Raw genomic sequence first — 17168 nt, 5'->3', positions numbered from 1 at the left:
TCCAACAGGATGGGATCTTTTTCATCTCCGCCCCACTTGCAGGACCACGGTGGTGAGGAAACAGCCATCCACATTTTCCCCTGACAGGTTAAGTCCTAAACCACCTCTCGGGATTAATGTTCCATAAATTCCCTGTGATACAATTCCACCATCTTCTCTGCAATCGGTCCGGCGGCAACCCCTCCGTAACCCCCTTCGGGCACGATCACCGCCACTGCGATCTCAGGATCCTTTGCAGGGGCAAAAGCGATAAAAACGGAATTTTCCACCCGTCCCCGTCCCGGAATATCCTGCTCCGAGGTCCCGGTTTTGGCTGCCACCTGAAACGGAAGTTTTTTGAATAGATGGGGTGCAGTTCCCCCCGGTTGGGTAGCTAGGACCATCCCTCCCTTCACGGTTTGAAAATGACGGGAAGCGATTTTGCTCCGATTCAGCACTTCCGGTTTGTACTCCTGGATCACTTTACCCTTTGGATTCCGGATCTCCTCTGTCAGCAAAGGCTTCATCCGTTTTCCATCGTTAGCCAGTGTCGCAGTGTACTGAGCTAGTTGCATGGCTGTATAACGCTGGGCTTGGCCGAAGGAGCCCAAGACCATGGCTCCCAGTCCGGAGAAGTTCTTCGACATGGCCAGGTAATCTTCCGTCCCGTCCTGTTCCCCTTTTAAAGGAACCTCCGTGGGAACCCCCAGGCCAAACTGATGGGTATAGTCCTGATACCGCTGCACACTCTTCTTCCCATTCTGTTGATACCAACGGTTGGCCGTCCAAGCAAAAAACGTATTGGCTGACTTTTGTAAGGCCCGATCCACATCCAATCCCCCATAGTTATGATTTCCCGAATTCCTTACCGGGGGAGTCGCCCGAGCATAATAATAACTTCCGGGATCTTGAAACTGGGTGTAGGGGTGAATTATCCCTTCATTTAATGCCATCAAAGCCATCATCGGCTTAAATGTAGAACCCGGTGGTAAAGTGGAAAAGGGATGCCGTTGGGTCTCCTTCTCTGGATCATTCGAACCGCGGGCATCATAGGGGGCTTCCATGATCGTTCCATTACGGATGGTATACATCAGTTTTTTGTAGTCTTTAGAGGTGACAGATCCGTTCCAAATGTTTGGATCGTAATCGGGATAACTGACCATGGTGCGAATTTTTCCCGTTTTCACTTCCATCGCCACAGCGTATGCGTTTCGTGCATAGGGCGCGTGCTCACGACCGGCTTGGTTTCTCAGACGCTGGAGATGTTTTTCCACAAAATCCTCTGTCTCCAGTTGCATTTTTTCATCCAGGGTCAAAACCAAATTGTTCCCCGGCTGGGGTTTCACTTCCTTGATCACTTCCACAGGTTTACCAGTGGAATTGACACGGACCAGTTTATATCCGTGTTGCCCCCGAATCTGATCTTGGAAACTATACTCAATCCCATCCATCCCCACCTGTTCCCAATCCAGATATCCTCCCTCTTCCGCTGTTCCGGCAGCTTTTTTATATTTTTCAAGGGATGATTTGGCTCCAGCAAAGGGACGGACATAGCCAATGGTTTGAACTGCAAAGGAATCCTCCCGATACTTGCGGAGCGGTTCCAGAAATACGTTCATTCCTTTATAGTCGGAGGGATGCTCTGAGAGCCTCACCACTTCTTTCTCGCTCAAACGGTCCTTTATTTTCTTGGGATAATAGGGAGGTTGCTTGCGGGGGACTGGATTCCCTTTTTTATCTATCCCTACATCCATTTTTTCCAGAACTTCCTTCACTGGAATGTCCAGCAGTTTGGAAAGTTTCTTCGCAGTGGCTAATTTTTCTTCATTGCTTTCATCGGTTTCCAGGTAAACCGCCGTAAACAGGGATTCATTCCCCACCAAGAGTTTGCCCCTGGTATCATAGATCTCGCCACGGGGCGCCACCACGGAAATCTGCTTGAAATTATTTTCCTCCGCCAGTTTGCGGTACTTTTCTCCTCCTCCCAATTGCACCCATGACAGGCGGAGAATAAGGGCCACAAACAACAAAAAGACGATCAGCCACAAAATGTGCAAACGCTGAAAGGTAAGTTCCCCATCTCTGACATTCCGTTTCCCGGGTTTGATCATTGACTTTATTCCAACCTTTCCACCCGAACCCTATAAGTGATTGCTCCTCACTTCTCCAGACAGCGGAATGGTTTTCTGCGGTGGTGTCCTACAGGTTCACCTCAAGGCACTCCGCAAATTTCTCCACCCTCCCTGCTTTCCATTCCAAGCACAATTCCGGTTCATCCTTTAAGATACCAAAAACTTGTCATGCTTGCGAGAGGGTGACGAATCCACTGTGAAAAAGTCGTCATACCTACAGGACACAAGTCGTGTTAGGGTCTCTTCACTCCCTCACGCTACGCAGGGAGGGTGGGGTTTCCCATGGAGTGCCTTGGGCTCGCAAGAACAACAGAACGAAATTGTGTAGAAAATCACAGAAAGGAAAGGACGTGAGGAGGTGGAGAGCCTTTGCGCTCTTTGCAAGAGACCGGAGCCGCCTCACCACCCTGTTCCCACCCGCTGAAAAACAAGAGCAATGTCGTCTGAAAGGGCACTAGAAACATTGTGAAAAAACCGTGAAGAAATGGTATTCATCGCTTAGGCCATAGCGGTGACCCCTGAATTCTATGAAACATATTTTACTATAAACATGATTTCATAGAAGAGAGGTTGAGCCATGGCCCAATCCCCTTATCATTGGATTAGGGAATACGGACGTCGGATGGACTCCAGTCTCAGAAGTTTACTGATCCAACGCCTGCAATTGCTTCGATATGTACCCTGCATCTTCCATCGAACCACACAGTCCCTGATCCATCGTTTGTCACGAGTACCTGTTTTGGTCCAGCTTGAGCAAAATCTTCAGCCGGATAGCCTTCTGGGAAATACCTTATTTGCGATGCAATCCCCCCGAAATTACTTCAGCAGTATTCACACTATTCGTATGAATATCACCTTATCCCAACTAAAAAAAATGATTTCGCTCCCCGAGGTAAAGCGGATTTACCTCGACCGCAAGATTTATGCCCTATTGGATACGGTGGTTCCCGCTGTGGGCGCCCCTTTGGCATGGTCGATGGGAAACCAGGGAGAAGGGGCCACCATCGCTATCATTGACACTGGCATCCATCCCCACCCCGATCTGGTCCATCCGCAGTCCCGTATCCTCGCTTTCAAAGATTATGTCAAAGGGAAGACCAAACCCTATGATGACAACGGACATGGGACCCATTGCGCCGGAGATGCCGCCGGCAACGGCCACTCCTCCGGCGGAAAATATAAAGGCCCCGCTCCAGGGGCAAACCTGGTCGGGGTAAAAGTTCTCAATAAAATGGGGTCTGGAAATCTCTCGGATGTGATCGGCGGCATTGAATGGTGCATCACCCATCGGGCTCAATACAATATCCGAGTTCTCTCCCTCTCCCTGGGCAGCCGGACACAAACCTCCTACCGAGACGACCCTGTCGCCCAAGCCGCCGAGCAAGCTTGGAAACAAGGAATCACCGTGGTCGCAGCTGCGGGAAACGACGGCCCCGACCCTGGGACTATTTCAAGCCCAGGCATCCACCCCCATGTGATCACAGTAGGGGCCTCCAATGATAATGGAACCCCCACCCTCTCTGATGATGATGTCACCCCTTTTTCCAGCCGTGGTCCCACGATCGACCATATCGCCAAACCGGATGTGCTAGCCCCTGGTGCTGGGATCACTTCTCTGCGTGCTCCCCGTTCCTTTATCGACAAGACCGCTCCCGACAGCCGGGATGGCCGGTATTATATCTCCCTTTCCGGCACCTCGATGGCTACCCCGATCGTTGCTGGCTTGGTGGCTGTACTGTTGACCCGTAATCCAAAATGGACACCGGATCAAGTGAAAAAAGAATTGCTTCAATCAGCCAAAAGCTTGGGGTTACCATCTGACGTACAGGGGAAAGGGGTCGTTCAAATCCATCCTCGCTGGTTTAAGGGATAAAGCGCCCCATATGACGGGCAAGCAGCTGCACCGACTGAAAAGAACTCACTTTTCCATAGCTCCGATTTTCCTGAATAGGTATCGTGGACTCCACCATGAGCCGCCGGATCAGATCCGGCTTGAGATCCGACCGCAAATAAAGGAGAAGGGCCACCGTCCCGCTAACATGGGGCACGGCCATCGATGTTCCGCTCATCTCCCGGGTGGTTCCATTCAACCAGGCGGATCTGATTTGGTCTCCGGGAGCGGCCAGATCTACCCCGTCTCCCACATTGCTGAAGGGGGCCAACCGTCCATCGTTTGAAACGGCTGTAACTCCAATCGTTTCATCAAATCGGGCTGGATAGTCCACATTGCCGGAATTTCCCTGATTTCCCGCCGCCGCCACCATTGTAATACCTTGTCGATGAGCGGTTCGGATGGCTTCAAGAAGTGTGTCGCTCACTTTGGGCATTCCGAAACTCATATTGACTACGTCCATCCGGTTCTCGATGCACCAGTTAATAGCACTCAGCAAATCGGATAGGTTGGCACTCCCTTTACGATTAAAAGCCTTGACCCCGTAGATGTGAACCCGCGGAGCCACTCCCATCACATTTAAATCAGTAGCCCGACCGGCGATGGTAGCCGCCACATGAGTCCCATGGCCATTATAATCATAGGGAGTGAACATCGGAGAGAGGATGTTGACACCTCCGCTGTAGTTCTTCTGAACAGCCGGATGATCATTGGCGACTCCCGTATCGATCACCGCCACCTTAACTCCTCTTCCCTTAGTATAGGGCCAAACTCGGGTAGCCTCAACATCCTGAATCCCCCAGGGAAGACCCTCTGCTGCCCCCTCGGTGATTTCCCCTGCGATCGGATCGGTGATCGTCACCTGAGAATCATACTCCCAATGGACCACATCCGGATGTCCTTCCAAACTGTATAGACCTTCTTTTCTTACAAATTCACCCACAATAACTCCCAGATGGGGCAAAACCCGCACAGGCCGTCCTCCGCATCGATTGATCTCACGGATGCAATTCTTGGGATTGCTGTAATCCTTTAAATACAAAATTTTGCGAACGTAATTCATACTCCGATTCACCCATGGCAGAGGTCCTTGAAACCATTCCGGCCTAGTAGACATGATTGTCCCAACTCCTTCTCTCACTGACCGACCCCGGCCTGAATATATTGAGCAAGACTTCAACCCCAAGGAGCGAGTTCATGATGAAATCACCCAGGGATAATCACCAAGGAAACAAGAGAAAATCCGCCCGTCCCTCTCCGTTGTCCCCTTCTGTCCAATCCCGACAGATCCAAGAGATCCGCCACCTTTCCCAAGAGATCACCGCCGCCACTTCCAAGATTGAAAGATGGATGGAGACGATGATGCGACTGAGCCATGCCATGGAAGACAAGAAAGGCTTGCAGGAGTTGATTGAGACCCTCTCCAAAATAAAGTCAAAAGTCGATTCCAAATCTAACGACTCCACCGAGGAAAGAAAAGGTAACGATCCTGATAGAAGTGCAACGCCCCATTCCAACAGCGAAGGAAAAACGAGTTCAAAATCATCCAAAACCTCTGGCGGAGAGAAAGAAGGGGAGGCTGCTGACGGACATAAGCCCTTTTCTCAGGACGGCGACAGCCTTTACGATCTGATCAATGCACCGGGGATGACCAAAATCGTGGATAATGTGATGAAGGTCAGGCAGACACGACAACAGAACCGAAAAAGAAACCAGAACTGAGTGCTTTAAACCGGGCTGCTCTTCGGCGGCCCGGTTCTATCGTGGAGGCCTTTTCTTTTTTCCTTTTTCCCGCTCTTTTTTCACCGGCGCTGTCTTTAATCCTTGGCTAATCCTGCGTGCCTGTTCTTCTGAGATCCATTCCCGGCCGACCAGTCCATTTAATGCTTGGTCCGGGCGCCCTGCAGACCTAACCATATCCATCAGTTCTTTCATCTCCTGGTTTCCCAAAGGAACACCGGTCAATCGGCGGATATATTCAAAAAATCCATCCAACCCTTGCCGGTGATAATTTTTTTTCGCATCTTCCAAAATCCCATCCAGCATCTTGTCATTTACCACACGATATCCAACCAAACCGTTGATCAAGTCAGCGAAATCCTTCTTTGACGGACCCGTGTTTGTCAAAGATCCGCACCTCCTCGGATGGATGCAATCTGTGTGCCGGCGTCCCATATATCATAGTTGTATGTGGAGATACAGGCTTTGCACATGACAAACACCCAATATCCCAAAAAAGGGGCAGACGCCTAGACGCGGGGTTGTCCCAGCTAGGCTGTTGATGAACCAAAACGAGCGGTGGGGAGGGGCAAGGGAGTCCTGTGCTACCCAAGCGATCTTTATGCGCCACAGGCACTACAACCTGGAATGAAGGAAGCGCCACAGGCACTACAACCTGGAATGAAGGAAGCGCCACAGGCACTACAACCTGGAATGAAGGAAGCGCCGCAGGCACTACAATCTGGAATGAAGGAAGCGCCACAGGCACTACAATCTGGAATCAAGGAAGCGCCGCAGACACTACAATCTAATATGTGCCCCTTCAGGCAACCTGATCTTGTTTTTCGGCGGGGTGGGACAGGATGGTGAGGTGGCTCCGATCTCTTGCAAAGAGCGCAAAGGCTCTCCGCCTCCTCACCTTCCTTTCCCTTCTGTGATTTTCCACACAATGATCGCTGAGGGGGGGACTAGGTTGCGCCAAGGGCACTACAATCTGATATCAAGGAAGCGCCGCAGACACTACAATTTCGATGGACTGAAGCTCTAGAAGCGTTGTGAAAAAATCTTTCACAGGGAGGGTGGGGTTTCACATGGAGTGACTTGGGCTTGCAAGAACAACGTAACGACATATGAATCCCCATCCCAACCTCGCAAACGCAAGTAATCACAATGTTTTCTAGACACGGGATGATTGTCTCAATAAAAAAAGCTGTTGGCTTTTGGATGCCAACAGCTTTTTATTAACGGGATCGATCCGATTTGAGCAATTCCTTGAAATCGGGAGGGACACTGCAACCTGAGCCGATAAAATCCACGTCCCGTCCGACCTCCCCCGCCTGTTGCCAAAATTCCACCACACACTCCAAGGGGTGGGGCATCTTTTGGGCCGGAGCCAAAAACAGGGTGACTTCTCGGGATGGCTCTCCTTCTTCCGCAAAGGTGGCATAATAAACAGGGTAGCTGACCACCTGACCCTCCTTCACCTCGATGTCAAAACGCATCTCATGGCTGATGACCAACTGGGAGAAAGGCCGGGAGAAGGATTGTGGTTCTCCCTCCTCGGAACAGGCCGTCACCTCCACCTGATCCTCTTCCTCGTCCACATTGACAGATTCTGCTTTTCCGTAAATGTATACCGCTTCTTCGGACATATCGATGATCCCCGTCATAATCGGGGCTTCATTCGTCATCATCTTTTGTAGCAGACGCTCCAGTTCAGGTGCAGTCATCTCACGTATAGAAGCCTGAAAATTGATTACGTTTGCATGGGGAAAAATACGCATGGGTCTGCTCCTCTCTGCGATTCCCCCAGATTATAACGCAATCGGACACCCCATTCAAGGTTGCGGGCGTTTCTGCTCATATTCCCGATGGCGAAGCTCCACCCGCCGAATCTTGCCACTGGTCGTTTTGGGAAGTTCGGTGACAAACTCGATCTCCCGGGGGTATTTATAAGGAGCAGTCACCTTTTTCACATGTTCCTGCAACTGATTCGCCATTTCATCAGAAGCGCCCCGTCCTTCTTTCAACACGACGAAGGCTTTCACAATGGTACCTCGGACGGGGTCCGGGCTGGCCACTACGGCACATTCCTGGACTGCGGGGTGTTTGACCAGCGCATCCTCCACTTCAAAGGGACCAATGGTATAACCTGAACTGATAATAATGTCATCGGAACGGCCTTCAAACCAAAAGTATCCCTCTTCATCTTGTCGAGCCCGATCACCCGTCAGATACCATTCCCCGTGGAAAGCTCTCTCGGTTCGTTCAGGGTCTCGGTAATATCCCTTGAACAGGGTGGGGGCATCCTTGTGAACAGCAATATCCCCCACTTCTCCCACCGGCACCGGATCGCCTTTCTCATCCAGCAAGGTCACCCGGTTTCCCGGGGTGGGTTTCCCCATCGAACCCGGTTTGATCTCCATTCCCTCCAAAGTTGCCGTGAGGAGAGTATTTTCTGTCTGTCCATATCCATCCCGAACATCAATGTCAAAATAGCGTCGAAAGGTGTCAATCACCTCTCGGTTCAGAGGTTCTCCCGCACTGACGGCACTCCGGAGGCTACTTAAACGATACCGCTCTAAGTCATCCACCTTGGCCATCATCCGATACTCTGTCGGCGTGCAGCAAAAAACATTCACTTGATACTCCTCGATCAGAGAAAGATACTTAGAAGCATCGAAGCGCCCTTGATATACCAATCCGGTCGCTCCACTTCCCAGTGTGGACATAAAAGGACTCCATATCCACTTGGCCCACCCCGGACCCGCAGTCGCCCACACCATATCTCCCGGCTGGATCCCCATCCACTTTCGGGCAGCGACCTCCTGATGGGCAATCGCCCAGCTGTGATGGTGGATCACTCCCTTTGGCCCGCCTGTGGTGCCTGAAGTGTAGGAAATAAAAGCGATATCATCGCTTCGTGTATGCGGCAACTCCACATCCTTCACTCCTACACCCAGTTGACCGAAGGATTCCCATCCTTCCACGTCTCCCCCATGTACCCATCCATACCGAAGGCTCCTGCAATTCTCCCTTGCGGTCTCCACCCGTCCTCCCAGGGAAGAATCAAAAATGATCGCCTGGGCCTGCGCATGATGGATGCGATAGGATATATCCGAAGACTGGAGCATTTCCGATCCCGGCATCACAGCCAAACCCGCTTTCAAAGCCCCTAGATAAGCCACATAGGCTTCGGGAATCCGCGGGAGCAGAATCATGATCCGATCTCCTTTTTGCAGACCGGATGACAATAATCCTCGCGCGACCCGATCGGACTCTTCCTTCAATTTCGAATAAGATACTTCCCGCTTTTCTCCCCGATCGTTTTCCCAACGGATCGCTACCCGTCCCGTCTCTGCATGACGATCCACATCCCATGCCGTGTTGTAATATTCAGGAATTACCCATTGCAAGCTGACTCCCCCCCAGAAGTGGTTTGTCCCGGGGTCTGTCGATTTTTTGAGCGGGAAGACCCTGTAAGAGCCATGTGAACGTTGTACCCGCAGGAGCCGAGTCACCGTCACAGGTCACAACATTCCTGTTCAACGTCGATTTTCCGGCTCATCAACAACCCTGGGGTCATCTACTTTTTCGACATTCTTCCCTGTATTCCTTTGACTCGGCAATGGAAAAGGCAGCGGTAAACCCGCTGCCCGTATTTCATACCAGGTTATTCAGTTCAAAAATACTTTACTTCATTCCGCCACCCAGTTGCTGTTCGGCCAGAGACACCAAGCGTTTGGTAATTTCACCACCAACAGAACCGTTGGCACGGGAGGTGGTATCGGCACCCAGTTGAACGCCGAACTCAGAAGCGATTTCGTACTTCATTTGGTCAAGAGCCTGTGCAGCACCAGCAACCAGCAGTTGGTTGGAGTTACGCTCGCGGTTGTTTTGTTGTTGCATCCTCGGTTTCACCTCCTTGTGGATGGTACTCTTATATTGCTTAGAATCCGAAATTGCAATGCGTGTGAAATTCTGGAATGGGGGAACGTCGGGGTTTTCGGGGGTTCCAAGGATCAATCTGGGGAGTTTCCGCATAGAATATCGTAAAAACGGAAGCCATATAGAGGAAGCAGCGAGGTGTTGTCCGGTGACTCAAGATGTTTATCGGTTGCTCGGCGAACTTCAAACCATCGATTTTTTTCTGACAGAAATCAATATGTATCTGGACAGCCATCCTCAGGATGCCACTGCCCTTGAACGTCAACAACGATACCAGCAGATCCGACAGGAACTCGACAGGGAATACCAGGGAAGTATCCGCCTTTTACATGCCGCACAGCAGCAATTAGCCGCTAAAAAATAAAAATAGCGCCATTTCGGCGCTTTGCAATGGTTGGAAACAGGCCGTCCACCCCCGGACCGCCTGTTTTTTTATTCTCGATTCGCCCTGTCTTGTCTTTCATTTTTCTTTCTCATGAGTTTGTCTCATTTTGCGAACTAAGACGGAAGAGCGGAAAGTCCGGTACATTTGCGATGCATCCACCGCAGTCCATAGCCGGGTCCCTGCACGAACGAAATTTTGATTCTCAGCAAAACGTATGTAATCGTATGTCTCCAAACGCTTTAGAACTTGTTTCCACTGGTGTGTGGTCCCCAAATGTTCATTGAAGAGATGGTATACCTGATCCAAACTCACCCCCGACGTCTCCTGATTCTCCAAGTCGGGGTCCAGACGGGGATAAATAAGCAACCCCCACAGAATGACGAGAGAAGCCCTGGAAATTTCATCCCAGTCTTGATGAGCGGTGGGTCGGGAAAGCGAATTCGGTTCCGGACTGACAGACCGAGAGGTCAACAAAGAACTGAATTCCTTGGCAGATGATTGGGACATTTCCTTGTACACCTTCTTTCTTCAATCCCGACAATTATTTATCATCATCTCTGCTCTTATTCCCTTTATGCCCATAATAATGTATGTATATACTAAAAATGGTTAAAATAAGCTCCCTATGTTTACTACCCAAGTCCAATAAACCCCCTAACATAACACGAGCCCCGATGAGAGTAGCGAGCACTATCCAAACCAATCTACCGCCAAATTCAGGAAAGTATTTCTTCCTATTCCCTTCGTTTTTTATGAGATTTTGGTGGATATTGATATTTCATTTTTGTTATATTATTTAGTATAGAATATCATGGAGAGGAGAATCTCTTTGTTCGATACAAAAAAAGGAAAGTACACAGATGAGGAGAATGAACAGATTATTCGAAAGGTTAACGAAGGGATTGAAAAAGGAATTCGCGAGCGGGTCATTTTAAAAGAATTATCTGATGAACTGAATCGCGGTTTCGCTGGGGTGATGTCGCATGCACGAAAACTGCGCAAGCAATATCCGGAAAAATTCGCTTCAAAGCAGGAACTGTCTACAGAGCAACGCTTAAACAGTTGGACGGAAAAAGAGGAGGAAATTGTGATTGAAAGGGTGAATCACTTTCTGGATCAAGGGCAGCCACTTACAGCCGCGATCACCCAGCTGGAAAAAGAATTGAATCGTACCCAAGGGGCTGTCTATCAGCGTATCTACACTCTTCGTCATAAATCTCCCGAACGTTTCAACCGGATGCCCACACCACGTGTTAAACATAAAAAAGAATGGCAATACCAACGATCCCTTGTACAAAACTTAGGCGGCAATGAATCCATCGATCCAGAGAAGACCGCAGTCTCTTTAGAAAAGATTCCATCCTCCTCTCCATCCTCAGCCTCTCTTTCCGAGGAAAAGTTGGTAATCCAGGCTTTTGAGAATCGGTTTGGCAAATTGAACAATTTTACCCGCAACAAACTGCTCACCTTGATGAAACAATACGGGCATACCCGAGTTTCTATCGCCCTGTTCAGTATCCAGGAGGACAAAGAGTTTCCGACCGTTATCGCTGAATTTTTGGAACAGTATCTAAAACGAGACTCCATTTAAAAAAAGTACGGATTCCCCGATTAGGAATCCGTGCTTTTTTCTTCTTTATTTTCCCTCAAACGAACTGGAATACTGGCATTCAAAACCGTCGTGTTGTCCCGTTGTCTGGATTGCGGTCGGATCTCCACCTCGCCGACCACATCATAACCAAATTCGTCACACAGCTCGATCAGACGAGTCTGAAACATTTTCAGTTTACGCTCATCAATATCGGATCGTTGATAACTGAGGACCAAGGACAGACGGTCATCCGCCGTCGCCGCAGTCGGCCGTTCTTTCTCTTTATTGAAGATATTAAAGACCACTTCACTTCACCTCATCTCAGGGCTATGCTGATTAACTGGAAATCCGACACCGGAAACAAAACCCGAGCTTCGCTTCCCTGCATCTCGTAAACAGCCAATCAACACGCCTGACCTCGTCTTCCCTCAAGCAATGTGAAAAATGCGCTTGATCCGATTGATGAGACTGGACTCCTCCAACTCCAAGAAAGGCACATCCTCCCCGTTGAGCCTGCGGGCGATGTTGTTGAAAGACCGGCCCGCCATCGATTTATCATCCAGTACAACCGGCTCCCCCGTATTGGAAGAGCGGATGATTCGGCGATCCTCAGGTACGATTCCCAACAGGTTGATCGCCAGGTGGTTCTGTACACGCTCCACGCTCAACATATCTCCATCTCTCACCATTCCCGGTTGAACCCGGTTAACCACCAAATCGATTTGATCCAGATTAGCGGACTCCAGAAGACCGATCACCCGATCGGAATCCCGAACAGAGGGGATTTCTGGATTTACCACCAGAATCGCCCGATCTGCCGGAGCGATCGCATTACGGAATCCGCCTTCAATCCCTGCTGGGGAGTCAATCAAGATAAATTCAAAATCATTTCTAAGCTCGTCCACCAAATATTTGACCTGAGCCGGGGCGACCTCCTCTTTGTACCGTGTCTGGGCAGCGGGCAGGAGAGCCAGATTGTCATATTCCTTATGATTGACCAAAGATTGGCGGAGCTTGCTGGTCCCCTCAATCACATCCACAAGATCGTATACGATCCGGTTTTCCAAACCCAACATCAGATCCAGCTTCCGCAGACCGATATCGGTATCCATCACACAAACCCGTCTTCCCAACTGGGCCAATGCCAAGCCAACCGAAGCGACAGTCGTCGATTTGCCTACACCGCCTTTGCCGCTAGTCACGGTGATCGCCACGGATTTCTGCTCCATCACTCGTTGCCCCTTTCCCAGCCTGTCTATCTCTCCAACATATATAGATCTTTACACCTATCGGGCACAAGTCTCGCCTGTGGTAGCTCGCTCTGGGTGGCGGAAGTTCCCAGCATCCCGACCCTACTCCCTACTCAAAATATAGCTACTTCACAGGCTTAATCAGCATTTCTGAGACGTCACAATCCGTGCCAAAGTTCTGACGGCACAGACTCCACGCCTCCTGCAAACCAATTTTTGCAGATCCACATCCCTAATTTTCGCAAAAAGGTCAGGCATTTCCGTATTTTGAAATCGAAAGGTTGAATTCCAGTTTAAATCGCTTACTCTCAATTTGTAATAATTGACACTCTGCAACAATTTTCTATGTTATTGTATCAGATATCGGTCACCAAAAGAAGGGAGTCGGTGGAATTTCTGTTTTTACCCCTTTTTTTGATGAATTTTCTTCTTTTCCTCAAACTTGCTTAACTCCTCGCTGAGTAGCTTCCAGACAAAAGCCACCGCCGCTGCATCATCGATATAACCAATCACCGGGATCACATCGGGGATGACATCCGCAGGAAGGATAAAATAAAGGAGCGCGGCCCCCGCCAGTGTTTTTTTCGTGCGGCTGTTTTCCGGATCGCGAAAATAGTCGTACAGAGTTTTCAACTTGTCGATCACCTGTTGAATTCCGCCAACACGACGGACCTTGCTATTGAACTCATCGAGGATTCTTCGTTGTCCTTCCGGACTAGCCGCCTTTTTTTGCAGAGGACCGAGAGCTTTTTTCACTCGATGATTCAGTCGATCGGAGGACATAGCAGAACCCCCTTTATTCATAGATATTTCTTCTGCAGTGCGGGCAAATGACAGTCTGTTCATCCACTTGGTTCCCGCAGTGGGGACAGAAGAAAATCGCCTGTCCCTCTGCCCAATTCTCATCGGGGACCTGGGAGGGCTCGGGAGCTGATTCCGACAGATCCCGGGAGGGGGCAGAAGTCGATATAGATGTACCTTCCTGATTTTCTTGACTTTCTTTACTTTCCCTTTCGGAAGGTGTCCCCTGATCTGTCGTCAGTTCCTTCTCCGCCTCCTCGGCGGGTTCTCCCGATTCGGCCGCCTCCCGTTTTTTCAACTCCTCCACTGCCTGTTCCAACTCTTCAATCTTATCCCTGATTTCTTTGATCTGTCCCATCGTCGACCGGGTCAAATCTGTCAGCTCTAGTCGGCCTTTCAAGTCCCAATACCGGTATACTTCCCTTCCCAGCCGTGTGTACAACTCTTCTTCGGTCTCTTTTGCATTGCGGATGAGCAAAGTGATCCGACTGATATCCAAAACTTTTTTGGAACGTTGGCTTGTGGATTCAATCCCTTTTTCCAGCTTCTGTTTCAGATCTGTCAACAAACCCATTTCAAACGCTCCCTTATCCGGGTCAAAAATTCCCGGCTTTTGTTGTTATTGTACCGTGATCCGAATCAATCTTCCAGAACAGAACTCTATTTTGGACAAGAAAAAAAATACAGCCCTCGCAAGGGCTGCAAAGTTAGAATGGGCCAGGGCCTCCTGGCGGGCCAAATCCCGGACCGGGTCCCGGCCCGAATCCTGCTGGACCTGGACCAGGTCCAAATCCCGGACCGGGTCCCCACCCGGGGCCACCCAGTCCACCCGGCGGCGGTCCCGGAGGAGGTCCCAGGGGCGGTCCGGGAGGTGGCCCCGGCGGCCCTCCAAAGCCTCGGGCCCAAGGGCCTGGGCCTCCAGGACCTTTGGGACCTCCAAATCGCTTAGGTCCTTTAAAACCCCTTTTGCCAGGCCCCCTGGGTCCTCCGAAACCTCCTTTTCCCCGACGACCCAGGATTCTTTTCAAAAAAAATCCGACCATGTTTTCGCCTCCTGAGGTGCATATTCGAAATGCCTGCCAATGAGTCTGTTACATCCTATGCTGGCTGTCCCTCGTAAGGAAGGACACCCTGCCCCGGACAAAAGCGGATTTCGAGAAAAGAAAAAGACGTCCGGGTGGACGTCTTAAATTAACGGGCTGAAGGCATTTTTCCCGAGGTGTACTGATGAGTGCGTGAACTGTTGGCGGCCACTCGCCGCAAACCGCTTTTAAGCCATAAGGCACCGATCAACAGCATTGCTGCGGTCAGCAGGAACAGACCTCGGATGCCGATGAATCCGGTGAGATAGCCGCCGATGATCGGACCAAACATATTTCCCAAGAAGGTAGCACTGGTACTGTATCCGTAAGCCGTACTCTCTTTCCCCGCAGGCGCGTTTTTCTGGATTAAGTTATTGAGGGAAGGTAACAATCCGCCCATGCACAATCCAAGTAAGAAACGGAAAATCAATAGCTGCCAGATGGAAGTGACGAAGGCGTGGGGGATAAAGACGAGGGCGGCACCCAGCATAGCAAAAAACAGCACCCGCTCTGAACCATGTCGGTCCCCCAATTTACCCAATCGCGGTGCGGAAAGCAGATTGGCCATTCCGGTAACTGCAGTCACCAATCCAGCAAAGAATGCGATATATCCTCCCGGTGCCCCTAGTTGATCCACAAACAGGGACATCTGCGGCATCGATGCCAACATGGCAAATTGAAGCATAAAACCAACGGAGAACAAAATAAGAAGTGGCTTTTCGTGCAGAATTTGAGAACCGTCGGCGAAAAAACTCGCCTTTTTTTCAGAGGGCTCCGGCTTCACCTCTTCTTTAACCGCAAAGAAAACCACCAAAGTGGCCAAGGTGGTCGTAATCCCCGTAAGCAAGAAGATCATCCTGAAACCGACCACTTCCGCCAAAGCACCCCCGATGAAGGGGCCCATGATGTTTCCGGCCACCGCCCCGGACTGCAACATTCCCAGGGCATACCCCCTCCGCTCTTTGGGGGTGTTGGTCGCTGTCAGGGAGATGGCTGCGGGAATAAAACCGGATACTGTCCCGTTTAAAAGACGGAGCAACAAAAGTTGAAACGGGCTCATAGCCAATCCCATCAGCGCCGTCACGATCGACATGCCAAATCCTGAACGGAGCACCATGATCTTCCGGCCCATTTTGTCCGCCAGGCTTCCCCAGATCGGAGCCATCACAAAAGCAGACAAAAAGTTGATACCGAAGATCAGCCCCGCCCACCACTGCATCTCTTTGGGATCCGTCATCCCCATGTCCTTCAGGTACAGCGGCAGAAACGGCATGATCATGCTCATGCCACTCATCACCAAAAATTGGGCCACCATCAAGATGTACAAATTTCTTTTCCAGGTTTCCATTGTTAGTAGGCGCTCCCTCCCATTAGATCCAAATTTCATTTTCTATTTCGGAAAACGAAGTAATAAACCAAAAAAAGCTGCCTCGTTTTCACCAGGCAGCACACCTTGTTTTTTTATCCAATCGAAGTCGGTTAGTGAAATTCGGTGGTCCATTCCCGGCGTAGAGAGCGATCCACACGTGTAACAAAGTGCATGCGCTCAATTCGCCGAATCAACTGGTCAGCCTTTTTCCCATCGATGTATAGAAAAACGTATTTCAGCCGCTTGGATACGTAATGAATGTTTCCCACTCGTCCAAGTGTCCGAGCTGCCTTGAGATCCTTCACCCAAACAGCCAAACCGAGTCGTTCCGCGATCTCAAAAGACATCAGGGAACTCTCCTTTATTCCCGGGTTGGGTGGGCGATGTGCACCAAACCGTGAACATCGTCCAAAAGATCTACATTTATGTTATCACGATTCTCACCCTGAAGCAAATGCTTCAAATACCTGTTGTGTGGCGACCTTCGTCAGTTTAGATGCGATAGGCGGGCTCCTTCTTAGTGTACCTAAAAAAAGTGGATCGGATGGTTTCGTGGCTTGCCGGAACGTCTGCGGACAGTGTCGGTGACGACCTAACCGCAGTGGTCGCGCCGGTTGCGGTTGGCCTTTCGCAATTCCCGGGGATCATGAATCGGCACTTTGACCGTATCTGAGACTGCCTCGGCAATCCGCCGGCTCACTTCAGCCAACAGATGATCCAACCATTCCTCCAGGTCCAGATACTCTCCGATCAGAGGATGCTCTCTCATTGCCCGTCGAAATCGTTGTGCCTCTTTCTTGGCTGCATGATAATCCGGATGAAAATGTCCAAACCGCTGACAATCCTCAAAAATATCCTTCTTTTTTTGGAACTCCTGGATCAGACTTTGAGCTGTGGGATCCTCCGCGATCAACCTCTGCAATTCCAAATATCGTTTAACTTCTTTTGAATCATTGATCTGATCTGCCAATCTATAAGTTTCGAGTAACATCTCGGTCATATCAAGTGATTGCACTGTAAA

At 50.2% G+C, this 17168-nt stretch carries 19 protein-coding genes; 4 read left to right on the top strand and 15 right to left on the bottom strand.

All coding sequences use genetic code 11. From position 1 onward, the window contains the following. Positions 1 to 113: 113 nt before the first annotated feature. Entirely contained in the window at positions 114 to 2090 is a 1977-nt protein-coding gene (locus tag JOD24_RS00335) for a peptidoglycan D,D-transpeptidase FtsI family protein (RefSeq protein ID WP_380162041.1), read from the bottom strand. A gap of 598 nt (positions 2091 to 2688) precedes the next feature. Between JOD24_RS00335 and JOD24_RS00330 the strand changes: the two genes are divergently transcribed. Then, the gene (locus tag JOD24_RS00330) at positions 2689 to 3984 is read left to right on the top strand and encodes a S8 family peptidase (RefSeq protein WP_380162039.1); all 1296 of its coding nucleotides are present in this window, start codon (positions 2689 to 2691) and stop codon (positions 3982 to 3984) included. On the opposite strand, the gene JOD24_RS00325 is transcribed toward JOD24_RS00330, so the two are convergent. Beyond that, on the bottom strand, positions 3974 to 5119 hold the full coding sequence (locus tag JOD24_RS00325) for a S8 family peptidase (RefSeq protein WP_380162037.1): 1146 nt from the start codon (positions 5117 to 5119) through the stop codon (positions 3974 to 3976). The two genes, JOD24_RS00330 and JOD24_RS00325, sit on opposite strands and share 11 nt — an antisense overlap. 83 nt (positions 5120 to 5202) lie before the next feature. Between JOD24_RS00325 and JOD24_RS00320 the strand changes: the two genes are divergently transcribed. Next, entirely contained in the window at positions 5203 to 5724 is a 522-nt protein-coding gene (locus tag JOD24_RS00320; RefSeq protein ID WP_380162035.1) for a hypothetical protein, read from the top strand. A gap of 36 nt (positions 5725 to 5760) precedes the next feature. Here JOD24_RS00320 and JOD24_RS00315 read toward each other — a convergent pair whose 3' ends face one another. From JOD24_RS00315 to JOD24_RS00300, 4 genes are all read right to left on the bottom strand, one after another. Further along, positions 5761 to 6129, bottom strand: a complete 369-nt coding sequence (locus JOD24_RS00315; RefSeq protein ID WP_380162033.1) for a hypothetical protein — start codon at positions 6127 to 6129, stop codon at positions 5761 to 5763. An 833-nt stretch (positions 6130 to 6962) separates the two neighbouring features. Further along, positions 6963 to 7505: a hypothetical protein gene (locus tag JOD24_RS00310; RefSeq protein ID WP_429246089.1), complete on the bottom strand. Its 543-nt coding sequence runs from the start codon at positions 7503 to 7505 to the stop codon at positions 6963 to 6965. Positions 7506 to 7559: 54 nt separating this feature from the next. Next, entirely contained in the window at positions 7560 to 9137 is a 1578-nt protein-coding gene (locus JOD24_RS00305; protein ID WP_429246088.1) for an acetate--CoA ligase, read from the bottom strand. A gap of 277 nt (positions 9138 to 9414) precedes the next feature. Beyond that, complete coding sequence (locus tag JOD24_RS00300) at positions 9415 to 9630, bottom strand: alpha/beta-type small acid-soluble spore protein (protein ID WP_380162027.1); 216 nt, start codon at positions 9628 to 9630, stop codon at positions 9415 to 9417. 187 nt (positions 9631 to 9817) lie between these two features. Between JOD24_RS00300 and JOD24_RS00295 the strand changes: the two genes are divergently transcribed. Further along, on the top strand, positions 9818 to 10033 hold the full coding sequence (locus JOD24_RS00295; RefSeq protein WP_380162025.1) for a spore coat protein CotJB: 216 nt from the start codon (positions 9818 to 9820) through the stop codon (positions 10031 to 10033). 96 nt (positions 10034 to 10129) lie between these two features. On the opposite strand, the gene JOD24_RS00290 is transcribed toward JOD24_RS00295, so the two are convergent. Next, positions 10130 to 10561, bottom strand: coding sequence for a hypothetical protein (locus JOD24_RS00290; RefSeq protein WP_380162023.1), 432 nt, complete (start codon positions 10559 to 10561; stop codon positions 10130 to 10132). Between the two features lie 322 nt (positions 10562 to 10883). On the opposite strand from JOD24_RS00290, the gene JOD24_RS00285 reads away from it, so the two are divergent. After that, positions 10884 to 11645 carry a hypothetical protein gene (locus tag JOD24_RS00285; RefSeq protein ID WP_380162021.1) on the top strand — a complete coding sequence of 254 codons (762 nt, stop codon included), beginning with the start codon at positions 10884 to 10886 and terminating at the stop codon, positions 11643 to 11645. Positions 11646 to 11665: 20 nt separating this feature from the next. On the opposite strand, the gene JOD24_RS00280 is transcribed toward JOD24_RS00285, so the two are convergent. The 8 genes from JOD24_RS00280 to JOD24_RS00245 form a co-directional block, all read right to left on the bottom strand. Continuing rightward, complete coding sequence (locus tag JOD24_RS00280; protein ID WP_380162019.1) at positions 11666 to 11950, bottom strand: cell division topological specificity factor MinE; 285 nt, start codon at positions 11948 to 11950, stop codon at positions 11666 to 11668. A 123-nt stretch (positions 11951 to 12073) separates the two neighbouring features. Beyond that, a complete protein-coding gene (minD, locus tag JOD24_RS00275) occupies positions 12074 to 12874 on the bottom strand; it encodes a septum site-determining protein MinD (protein ID WP_380162017.1) in 801 nt (266 codons plus the stop codon). A 423-nt stretch (positions 12875 to 13297) separates the two neighbouring features. Continuing rightward, positions 13298 to 13678 carry a YkvA family protein gene (locus tag JOD24_RS00270; protein ID WP_380162015.1) on the bottom strand — a complete coding sequence of 127 codons (381 nt, stop codon included), beginning with the start codon at positions 13676 to 13678 and terminating at the stop codon, positions 13298 to 13300. A 13-nt stretch (positions 13679 to 13691) separates the two neighbouring features. Then, positions 13692 to 14270 (bottom strand): hypothetical protein, encoded by a 579-nt coding sequence (locus JOD24_RS00265; protein ID WP_380162013.1) that lies wholly within the window; start codon positions 14268 to 14270, stop codon positions 13692 to 13694. Positions 14271 to 14315: 45 nt separating this feature from the next. Beyond that, entirely contained in the window at positions 14316 to 14636 is a 321-nt protein-coding gene (locus JOD24_RS00260) for a hypothetical protein (protein ID WP_380162011.1), read from the bottom strand. Positions 14637 to 14887: 251 nt separating this feature from the next. Beyond that, complete coding sequence (locus JOD24_RS00255; RefSeq protein WP_429246087.1) at positions 14888 to 16126, bottom strand: MFS transporter; 1239 nt, start codon at positions 16124 to 16126, stop codon at positions 14888 to 14890. A 131-nt stretch (positions 16127 to 16257) separates the two neighbouring features. Next, positions 16258 to 16494 carry a YlbG family protein gene (locus JOD24_RS00250; RefSeq protein WP_380162007.1) on the bottom strand — a complete coding sequence of 79 codons (237 nt, stop codon included), beginning with the start codon at positions 16492 to 16494 and terminating at the stop codon, positions 16258 to 16260. A gap of 245 nt (positions 16495 to 16739) precedes the next feature. Next, positions 16740 to 17162, bottom strand: coding sequence for a YlbF/YmcA family competence regulator (locus JOD24_RS00245; RefSeq protein WP_380162005.1), 423 nt, complete (start codon positions 17160 to 17162; stop codon positions 16740 to 16742). Positions 17163 to 17168: the final 6 nt, after the last annotated feature.

It is taken from the genome of Kroppenstedtia sanguinis (genome assembly GCF_050433445.1).
GTDB lineage: Bacteria > Bacillota > Bacilli > Thermoactinomycetales > DSM-45169 > Kroppenstedtia > Kroppenstedtia sanguinis.
The sequence above is the reverse complement of the archived record's forward strand: the minus strand, read 5'-3'. Positions and strand labels throughout refer to the sequence as shown.